Origin of the sequence: Acidiphilium sp. PM (assembly GCF_000219295.1) — a bacterium.
GTDB lineage: Bacteria > Pseudomonadota > Alphaproteobacteria > Acetobacterales > Acetobacteraceae > Acidiphilium > Acidiphilium multivorum.
Genome location: NZ_AFPR01000333.1, coordinates 1 through 2,325, shown reverse-complemented (window position 1 = coordinate 2,325; position 2,325 = coordinate 1). Strand labels below are relative to the sequence as shown.

3 protein-coding genes are annotated in these 2,325 nt (G+C 70.5%); 2 read left to right on the top strand and 1 reads right to left on the bottom strand.

All coding sequences use genetic code 11. The annotated features are described in order from the left end of the window. Positions 1-82: 82 nt before the first annotated feature. Entirely contained in the window at positions 83-721 is a 639-nt protein-coding gene (locus APM_RS12330; protein ID WP_007423711.1) for a YjbE family putative metal transport protein, read from the bottom strand. 71 nt (positions 722-792) lie between these two features. Between APM_RS12330 and purB the strand changes: the two genes are divergently transcribed. Beyond that, positions 793-2,130 carry an adenylosuccinate lyase gene (gene purB / locus APM_RS12325; protein ID WP_007423710.1) on the top strand — a complete coding sequence of 446 codons (1,338 nt, stop codon included), beginning with the start codon at positions 793-795 and terminating at the stop codon, positions 2,128-2,130. 13 nt (positions 2,131-2,143) lie between these two features. Further along, a partial coding sequence (locus tag APM_RS12320; RefSeq protein WP_007423709.1) for an NRDE family protein occupies positions 2,144-2,325 on the top strand: 182 nt, incomplete at its 3' end.

Sequence of the window (2,325 nt, the reverse complement as noted above, 5' to 3'; positions counted from 1 at the left end):
GTCAGCGCGGCGGCGGTGAGCGGCCCGGTCAGGGCGATCACCGGCCCGTCCGCGCCGCCCGCGATCTCGACCGCGGCCTCGCTCATCCGAACCAGGCCGGAAGGTGCCAGCCCAGACGCGCCGCTACCTGAAGGATGCCGCCATGGATCATCTCAAGCGCTACATATAGGACGATCGCGAGCCCGACCCAGACCAGCCAGCGCCGTTTCGTGAGCAGGCGCGCGACGAGGTTGGCGGCGATGCCCATCAGCACCACCGAAACCAGCAGGCCGGCGGCAAGCAGGGCGGGGTGGTCGCGCGCCGCCCCCGCGACCGCCAGCACGTTGTCGAGGCTCATCGAGATATCGGCGATGATGATCCGCAGCGCCGCGTCGCGCAGCTTGCCGGGGGCTTCTCCCGCTGCCTCCTCCGGCTGGTGGTTGAACTCCCGCCAGGATTTCCAGACCACGTAGAGCAGCAGGATGCCGCCCGCGAGCGTCAGCCCGATGATCGCCAGCAGCCGGAGCGCGACCAGCGCGAGGGCGATGCGGATGACGGTGGCCGCCGCGACGCCGATCAGGATCGCCTGTTTCTGCTGCGCCTTGGGCAGCCGCGCCACGGCGAGACCGATGACGATCGCGTTGTCGCCCGCGAGGACGAGGTCGATCATCAGGACCTGCGCGAGCACCAGCGCATCGGCGAGCATGAATTCCATTGCATCGGGTTCGCGGAGCCGGCCCATCTTGTCAACCGGACCGCCCCGGCCCAAAACGGCGCCGCGCCGCCTGCCGGCCTGGAAGATGGGAGAATTCGATGGTTCCGCGTTACGCCCGCCCGCAGATGGTCGCGATCTGGCAGGACTTGAACCGCTACCGGATCTGGTTCGAGATCGAGGCGCTGGCCGCCGAGGCGATGGCCGCCACCGGCGACGTGCCGGCCGAGGCCGCGCGCGCCATCCGCGAGAAGGGCGGCGCGCGGATCGCCGCGATGACCGAGGCCGATGTCGAGCGCATCGCCGAGATCGAGCGCGAGACCCGGCACGACGTGATCGCCTTCCTCACCTGGCTGGCCGAGGGAATCGGGCCGGACTCGCGCTTCGTCCATCTCGGCATGACCTCGTCGGACGTGCTGGATACCTGCCTCGCCGTGCAGCTCACCCAGGCGAGCGATCTTTTGCTGGAGGGGATCGACGCGGTGATGGCGGCGCTCAAGTGCCGGGCGATCGAGCACAAGCTCACGCCGACCATCGGCCGCAGCCACGGCATCCATGCCGAGCCGACCAGCTTCGGCCTCAAGCTCGCCGGTCACTACGCCGAATTCGCCCGCAACCGCGCCCGCCTGCTCGCCGCGCGCGAGGAGATCGCCACCTGCGCGATTTCCGGCGCGGTCGGCACCTTCGCGCATCTCGACCCCGCGATCGAGGCGCATGTGGCGCAGAAGCTCGGCCTGCGGCCCGAGCCGGTCTCGACCCAGGTGATCCCGCGCGACCGCCACGCCGCCTTCTTCGCCGCCCTCGGCGTGATCGCCTCCGGGATCGAGCGGCTGGCGACCGAGGTGCGCCACCTGCAACGCAGCGAGGTGCGCGAGGCCGAGGAATTCTTCCACCCCGGGCAGAAGGGCTCGTCGGCGATGCCGCACAAGCGCAACCCGGTGCTGTCGGAAAACCTCACCGGCCTTGCCCGCATCGTGCGCGGCTACGTGGTGCCGGCGATGGAGAACGTCGCCCTCTGGCATGAGCGCGACATCAGCCACTCCTCGGTCGAGCGGGTGATCGGGCCGGATGCGACGATCACGCTCGATTTCGCCCTGCACCGGCTGGCCGGCATGATCGAGAAGCTGACGGTCTATCCGGAGCGGATGGCCGAAAATATCGAATCGCTCGGCGGCGTCGTGCATTCGGGCGAGGTGCTGCTGCTGCTCGCCCGCGCCGGCATCTCCCGCGAGGATGCCTACCGGATCATCCAGCGCAACGCGATGGCGACCTGGACCGCGCTCGGCAAGCCGGATTTCCGCCGCTTCCGCGACCATCTGCTGGCCGACCCGGACGTGGCCGGCCGGATCAGCCCGGAGGCGATCGACGCGGCGATGGACCCGCGCCTGCATCTCGCCCGGGTCGATTCCATTCTCGACCGGGTGTTCGGCTCGCACTGACCGGCGGCGCGCGATGTGCTCGCTGATCCTGTCGTTCCTGCCGGGCGATGCCTGGCCGGTCGTGATCGGCGCCAATCGCGACGAGATGCTGGCGCGGCCGTGGGACCCGCCGGCCGCGCACTGGCCGGAGCGTCCCGGCGTGATCGCCGGGCGCGACCGCACCGCCGGCGGCACCTGGCTCGGCCTGAACCGCCA

Bases quoted from the DNA above. Each gene is read 5' to 3' on its own strand.
- APM_RS12330 (WP_007423711.1), bottom strand. From the start codon at position 721: ATGGGCCGGCTCCGCGAACCCGATGCAATGGAATTCATGCTCGCCGAT.
- purB (WP_007423710.1), top strand. From the start codon at position 793: ATGGTTCCGCGTTACGCCCGCCCGCAGATGGTCGCGATCTGGCAGGAC.